Below are 8,513 nucleotides of genomic sequence, written 5' to 3'. Positions count from 1 at the left end.
GTACTGTGACCTCCTTCTCGCCTGCATCTGCAGCTGTTAACGTTTCATCAACTGTATCCAATGAATCACCATTGGTTTTCTTTGTCGTAAGTGTTAGTGTTCCCGTATAATCCGTAGCTAAACTGTTCGCATCTACATTATATACCTGCACTTTAAACTTTAAACTTGCAGATGCGGATGCTCCTACCTTAGTTGTGGTTGTTCCATCATCGTAATAATAGGTATATATCCTGTGTTTTATGTTGTTGTTATATGTCTTGAAACTATATTGTATGGATGTTGCTAGATTGCCGGATGAGTCACGACTATAAACCATGTAATAATAAGTATTTCCTTTCAGTAACCCGCTAAGCGGGACACTGTGTAGTCTATTCATGGCGGAATCTAATGTGGTTGTTGTGCCCATTGCTGTTGAAGTTCCATATGTTACCTGCGAGTCTGAGTTCTCATCGGTATTCCATGTTATTATAGCACTGTTCTGTGTTACACTGGCAGTTATATTACTTATTACAGGCGGATTAGGGTCATTAAGAATTGTTGTAAAACTGTAATCACCGGTAGTTGTTGGGTTTCCATTCATATCCACAGACACCATCCGGTAATGATAAACTGTATTCTCTGTAAGTCCGCTTAGTGTAACACTGTGGCTGGTTACTCCACTGTTATCTGTTACTGCGGTTGTATTTCCATAACTTGTCGTCAAACCATATTCAACTTTACTAGTTGCAGGCTCGTTTGTTGTCCATGTTATAACTGCTGCAGTGCCGGATATACTTGTTGGTATTACTACGCTTACTATTGGCGGTGTCGTGTCTGCACCCAGTCTTCTGAAACGGACATAATTAAAATTACCATTAGCGTATGTGGTTCCTTCCATTACTATCTTCATTATCTGATTACCGGCGATAAGTGTTACCCTGGATGAAACTTCTACATCTTGCCAGGTTTGCCACCCGCCTGTATCAGGAACGGTTACCGATGGCGTTACAAGATATGCTGTTCCGTTGTGAGGACCAAATTCAATGTGGAACGGACTTGCCGGACCTACCATGGCTCCCCGTATTATTATCTGATATTCAGCGGTCTCACTTACATTTACACTGTATTCCAGCCATTCTGTTGGTGCTACATACCCGATATCGTAGCCACCACCGGTATCAGTGCAATTTTCTATATCTACTGATTCTGTTGTCCTGTATGCTCCGCTACTGTTGCCGGGGGTTGTATCATAATATGTCTTTCCGTCAGCAGAACCACTCGTTACTGTATCGTAATTCTCTGTCTCTATTGTTGTTGTCCCTACGCCTACCTGCCACGGGTTTCCGCTGTTTCCATATGATTGTTGCGTTGAAATGTTTGTTATTGTATATGCTACACTATTTACTGAGCTGTCGGTCATAGCAGCTTTGAACGCGCGAGCCTTAACTGTTGCACTCGCTGTTAATGTAAACGGCGCGGAATACAGTGTTGATGATGATGTCGGATCTGTTCCATTTGTTGTATATCTTATAGCAGCTCCAATAGTTGCACAACCTAAGGTTACGGTAACAGAACTTGCATATGTACCCACTCCCGGGCTTATTGTAGGTGTTTCTACTGTGTTAGGTGTATCTGCATTCGCTTTTACTAATTTGATGTGGTTAATATTACTACAATAAGATGCCGCACTAGGATCCAACACTAACTTCATTATCTGATTACCTGCGTTAAGTGTCACATTTGTCGCGACTTCGGTATCTGTCCATACCTGCCACCCGCCTGTTCCGGGTATGCTTACTGACGGTGTTACAAGATATTTTACGTTGTTCTGTGCGAATTCTAAGTGTACCATATCGTCAACTGTTGTATCGCGGGCTGTTCTTAGTATTATTTTGTATGTGCCGCTTTGATTCACATTTATGCTGTATTCCAGCCACTCGCCAGGAATTGTATATCCTATATCGTAGCCGGCACCGGCATCGCTGCAGCTCTCTATATCCACATCTTCGGTCGCCCTAAACAGGTTTGTGTGATCCTCCTGACCAGGGGTTGTATCATGATATGCCACTCCTTCTCCACTTCCACTTGTCAGCATATCGTATGCTTCGGCCTCTATCGTTGTTGTCCCTGTTCCTATTAACCACGCTACGCCTGCAGGATATGCCTGCTGTGTTGCTGATTGTGTATTACCACCACTTATTACTACTACCTGTGCTGTCGTTGTCGTTGTTGCATTACTATTATCGGTCGCTTTCGCGGTTATACTGTAAGTACCGGATGATACATTGTTCCAGGTATATACATATTGGGAATTACCGTCCGGAGTAGTAACTGCAGGCAGTAACGGGTTTCCATTACTGTAAAAATCTACTTGCTTTATTCCGTCACTGTCTGTTGCGTTTACTTTTATTGTTATTGTAGCAGGCGGATTACTGCCATTTGTTATCGCTATTGTGCTTATGCTTACTACAGGCGGAATTGTCGTTATTGTAAAATTACTGTCTGACATGTCTGTTGGACTGCCATCTAGTTCCTGGACCATTATACGACAGGCTGTGCTTGGTGTATTGGGAATAGTTACAGGCTGACTACCGTCATTCGCTGTGTTGGTTACATATGTTACCCAGCTTGTGCCGCTGTTTGTTGAGATGGCTATATTGACATTACCTACTGTACCGCCACTTGTCCAGGTTACGGTCGGCTGGCTACCTACTGTTAAACTTTCTCCGCCATTGGGATAGGTTACGGTTATCGTAGGTGGAGGCGGAGTTGATGTTATTGTAAAATTACTATTGGATGTATCCGTAGGGCTACCATCAGGTTCCTGAACCCTTATGCGGCATGATGTACTTGGTGTATTGGGAACAGTTACCGATTGACTGCCGTTATTTGCTGTGTTGGATACAAGTGTACTCCATGTAGCTCCGCCATCTGTTGATATATCTATATTTACATTACCCACTGTACCGCCATTTGTCCATGTTACTGTCTGCTGACTGCCTACTGTTAAACTTTCACCGCCATTGGGATATGTTACGGTTATTGTTGGTGGAGGCGGAGTTGATGTTATTGTAAAATTACTATTGGATGTATCTGTAGGGCTACCATCGGGTTCCTGAACCCTTATGCGGCAGGTCGTGCTTGGTGTATTGGGAATATTTACCAATTCACTGCCATCATTTGCTGTGTTGGATACAAGCGGACTCCATGTCGCTCCACCATCTGTTGATATATCTATATTAACATTCCCTACTGTCCCTGCACTTGTCCATGTTACTGTCTGCTGACTGCCTACTGTTAAACTTTCGCCACCATTGGGATATGTTACAGTTATTGTTGGTGTATTTGAATTACCATATATTCCGAACTCACATAGCCCAAGAGGATAAGTCCCTGATTTTGTTATCTCATACATCCGGACATATCTGCCACTACCGCTTAATATTATATCGTCAGTGCCTCCTGTACCAAGAGTAAATAAACCATTTGTTGATACATAGTCTGCGCCATCTGTCTTTGTGTAAATAGTTTGCCAGTCTGTACCATTATTTGTATTTGATACTTGTATTTGATAAGATTTGGCATATGTAGTATATAAGTCCATTTCATACCATCTTAATACAACTTCTGTTATGTTATATGTGCTGCCTAAATCTAGACATAACCATTGCAAATCACTTGAGCTCCCTGCCTTCCAATAAGTTGCTACATCACCATCCACCGCTTTACTCGTTTCATATCCTATCTCTGCAGTATAAGCTGTCGGTATTTTACCTGATGCTAAATTAGTTGTAAGAGCAGCTGTCTTAACTACAGGAGTAATATTGGATATTATTGAGCAGTTACCTGCGGTATCTGACGACTTTATCGCAAAGTAATAATTGGTATCCGGAACTAAACCTTGCACGGTATAGGTCTGATTGAGTCCTGCTGCTTTTGGCGCAGGACCATCTGCACAGTGCACATTTTTCCAGTTGCCATCATTTATAATTCCGGTACTACTACACCTTATATCATACTCACTCACTGTGGTATTATTAACATCATTAGGATTTGGCGCTGTCCAACTCAGGACTATACTGCTGCTGCCTATACTGCTTACTATGGAATTGTTTGTTACTGCTAAATCACCTATTGTTGATGGAGGAGTATTGTCAACATAGGGAGTTGCGCCTGAAGGCGTCAAAACAACAAGCGTTGTGGCATATGGTCCCATATTGAACGTATTAGTATAGGATGTGCCTGACGGAACGTTGGGATTATCTTCCAATACTTCGTTGTCGTTGAGCAGGTGGTCACTGTGGTCGCCATATCCATAGTTGTTATGGGTATTGTCAACCAGGTACCTCTGGTAGTGAATGTTTCCACTCAGAAAGTTGGAAGGAAGATTTGATAAATTTATAGTTACATTTTGTCCGGTGGCTTGATAATTAGAAAGCAGTAATGCAACTCCTGAACTGTCTTTGCTAGCTATGGGATAGAGATAGCTACCAGGTACGGTCGTGACCGGAACATATGTGTTTTTGGACATCTTCAGCATCTTAGAGATGTTGTATTTCGGAAATACGTACCCATCCGGGATATTGGTGTTTGAAACATGTCTAACAGCAACATCTGCATCATTGGCATAGAATAGATCCGGTGCAGTTATAGATTGTGAGGCTTGCGCATAACCCATATTCGCAAATTGAATGGGTTTAACGCTAATACCTGTCTGCATCATATCGGACCATCCTGCGATGTTCCAAGAAGCATCTTTACTCAGCTGATTAGCAGAAAAATTTCCCACTATGTCTGCACCGGTGTAGCACCACTCTGATACAATTATTTCGGGATTCAAACCGTTTTCGTCCAGCCACGTCTTGATTTGTGCAATATCGCGGGCAGTACGGTTTGTGTCTTCTTTTGAGTAATCGTTAAAACCAAGAAAATCCAGTTTGAGTCCGTGGTCCTTTACGAATTGTATAAATGGTAGAATAGAACTGATGTTTCCGGCAAAACCATATCCCGGACCTCCCAATTTTATAGCAGGCACACCAGGAGGCAAAGTGGTGTTAACTGCATTGACTGCATTGATGGTGTGTTGGTAGAGAAGATTGTAGTCGCCTTTATAAGACTCTGTCTCTTCCATTAGCGAAACATAGACTATTTGAGGATATCTTGTTTTAAGATGAGTCAGGACATCTCTTATTACCCGCTCCCATTTGCTATAATTCTTTGGTGGGAACGAAAAGAATTGGCCGCTAGTATCTGTCTCGGTCGTCAACCATGTCGGAAATTTACCATTTGCATCTGCAATGTACCAAAGAGTCACTATAGGCTGTGCACCACTTAGCAGAGTGTTGTCAATATTATTATCATTACCGTAGAATCCATATTGATTAGAGTTCCAGTCGTAGTAACCTTCTGTAACGGGACAGATCTTATTCAACATGTAGTAGACTCTCACTAGCTTCATGTCAATGTCTTTAAGTCGCTGAGCAGCCAAAGGACCTGTATCCCGATTCGTCGCAGTATACCCTTGCATTCGTTGTAAATTCCCCTGAGACTGAGAGTAATCCACATTAATAGAAGCACCATGCGCAGACACCACCATTAGTGTCGCAAATAAAATTATTATTAAATTATTTGTTATCTTATTTTTAATGTTTCTCATAAATATTTTTTCGTATATTTGTTTTCAGATATTTTACCTAAAAAAATGTGAAATGTCTATTTGTTTATTACTCGCTTTCTGCTCGGGATTGTTTTTTTTGTTTCCCTCAATACTTTGGGATTATGTGCCCAGCCATTTCAGTAGAACCGGCTTCCCTGCCTACCGGCAGGCAGGCGCGCATAGACTCGCTCGGTGCAGTAGCTCCAACGTCCAAGCAAAAAAAAAGCTTATCAGAAAATTAGACAATTAGATAATTAAGTTTTAAACCTAATCAACTAATCACTAATTCACTAATAAACTCTTTTGTTTTCGGTAACCTTGCTGGCTTGATAGTTGCATTCTGCTGATTACACAGATTTTTAGAGACGATTACACAGATGTTATCTTTGACCTTAATCGGTGTAATCTTACTTTTTTATTTAATCTGTGAAATCAAGATGTCTTTTTGTCGCTTATCGGCAACCTGTTGGCGTTATCTATCTTAGCCCTTGGTTTTGCGAACTCATCAAGGTTTCCCTTGAGCAGCCTTTTCGGATTAGCACTCGCAGGTCGGAGCTACTGCACCGACCGAGTTAATGTTCGGAGTTCGGACCTACTGGACCGAACGAGAACATAACCCCGATGTTAATCGTGGGAATGCAACCCCGCTTTTGGCGGGGCAAACAACTGATTTTGAATACAGAACTATTTGGTTAATATTGATTTTGCCAAACTTAAATCTTTTCTATATAATATTTGTGTCCCTTATAGTTAAAGTATAACGTATAAAGCAGAAACTGTCAATAGATAATATTGCTATTCTCTTGTATGTAATTGCATGTTTAAATTTGATGATTTTACTTGAGAATTAAACAAACTTAACAAGTTAGATTCCCGCTTTCGAGACTGTGTCATAATCCACGGTTTGTCATTGCGAGAGCCAATTTATTGGCTCGTGGCAATCTCATCACCGACGGATTACATTTTATGAGATTGCTTCGCTAACGCTCGCAATGACATTGTGACACAGTCTGTTCGCGGGAATGACACACACGGAAAGATTGTCATTCCCGAGTGTCTTAATCGGGAATCCATAACATTGAAATTCCTATACTTTAAACTAATTTATATAAGTGGGATTTAACTTTGTAATTATTTCTTCTTGATTATGGACTTCTTAATCTCTGATTCTCTAATCCACTAATTAACTGGCACCATAAGATGGTGCGCTACTTCTCCACTCCAATCTTTATTTTCTTTACTCCTGTGCTGTTTTCTATATATATAATATATACTCCACTCGCTACTCCCTTACCACCGTCATTCTTGCCGTCCCATATCACCTTACCACTATTACCTATTTCTACTAATTCCCTTACCAATTCTCCATCTACCGTATAGAGCTTTACTACTGCTCCTGTTGTTAAGCCTTCTATGTTTAATCCCTGAACATTCTTCACCGGATTATACGGGCTTGGATATACTTTTATACTACCGCTACTCGACGGAGCTGCCTCTAGTAACCCAAAATTACTTAAATGACTGCTCTTGCCTACTACTTTATTATCATCAGGGTATATGGTTGTAGGTAACGCTACCCAGCGTCCGTTATTCTCATCATACCAGCCTAATGTTAACTTACTCTCATCATAGGATGATACTGCTTCGTCATCATAATTTATTGTTATCGTTATTTCCTTTACAGGTTGCAGGTTCTTGTCATTCACTATTGCTACTCCATACCCTACTACCTTTATTGTTGCTACATCACTCTCGGGCACTGCTATTGCACTCAATGTCAAATTGGCTGTTGTTGAAAATGCGCCCTTAGGCACTGTTACACTTATCTCACTATCTACACTGCTATTATCACCTATAGGTGTTACTGCCATTCCACTGCTTATTTGGACCTTAGAACTTACTGTCCTGGTCACACTAAATGGCTTTCCTACATAATTCTGACCTGTCATATCACTGCTTATTCCTGTGTAATCCATACCACTGGGCCAGAACCGCCAATTACTATCCGCAGGCTTTACACTGTAATTACCGCTCACTAAATCTACAAACTCGTAATAGCCGTCTGCTCCGGTTGTATAACTGCCGGTTGCTTTGCCGCTTAATTTCATTGTTATTCCACTTACTCCGCTACTGCTCTTGTATATCTGTACATTGCCTTTGATACTGTAGGTAGATATTGCTACATTTACAACAGGGGCATTTATTGTAGATGTTGCTACTCCTACCGCCACACCATCGTTTACATCTTGGGCTTCAAAGTAATAACTGTAATCACTGCCTACGGCACTTAATACCTTTGTCATACTGTAATTCCTGCCGGTTACATATGAACCGGTATCTGTAGTGCTCATTACAAACGGACTGTTTGTTATCTCACTTACTCCTTTCTTTATATGTACTCTCGGATACCCTGTCTTTGGGGCATCGCCTTCTGCATCGGCATACTTCACCTTATACACATAACTCGTATTGGTTGTACCGGTCTCCGGATTTAATCCATCACTGGTATAATCACTCTCGCTGGTCCAGCTTAATGTCGGCGCCGTATTTGTACGGGTTACGGTTATTGACGTTTCGTAGGTATTGTTTGATGTGTCGGTTACCTTAGCATAGATTGTGTTGGAACCATTTACTAATGTTACAGTACCATTCCATGAATTCGTTCCTGTCGCTGGGACATAAGTGCCGCCGGTACCTAACTTAATTTCCACTTTGTTTAATCCCACATTGTCAGAGGCATTACCACTTAATGTTAATAACGATGTTGTTAATGTCGCACCATTCGAAGGCGAGGTTATAGCTATACTTGGTGCTGTTGTATCTGATGGTGTATAGGTCACGGTTATTGACGTTTCGGTTATATTACCTGTTGTATCCG

2 protein-coding genes are annotated in these 8,513 nt (G+C 41.3%); both read right to left on the bottom strand.

Going from position 1 to position 8,513, the window contains the following annotated elements:
* On the bottom strand, positions 1-5,635 hold a 5,635-nt coding region (locus tag PHE88_12490; GenBank protein MDD5688638.1), incomplete at its 3' end, for a carbohydrate-binding protein.
* 1,208 nt (positions 5,636-6,843) lie between these two features.
* The coding region (locus tag PHE88_12485) for a hypothetical protein (protein ID MDD5688637.1) at positions 6,844-8,513 on the bottom strand (1,670 nt) is incomplete at its 5' end.

The organism is Elusimicrobiota bacterium (genome assembly GCA_028718185.1).
Classification (GTDB): Bacteria; Elusimicrobiota; UBA8919; order UBA8919; family UBA8919; genus JAQUMH01.
The sequence above is the reverse complement of the archived record's forward strand: the minus strand, read 5'-3'. Positions and strand labels throughout refer to the sequence as shown.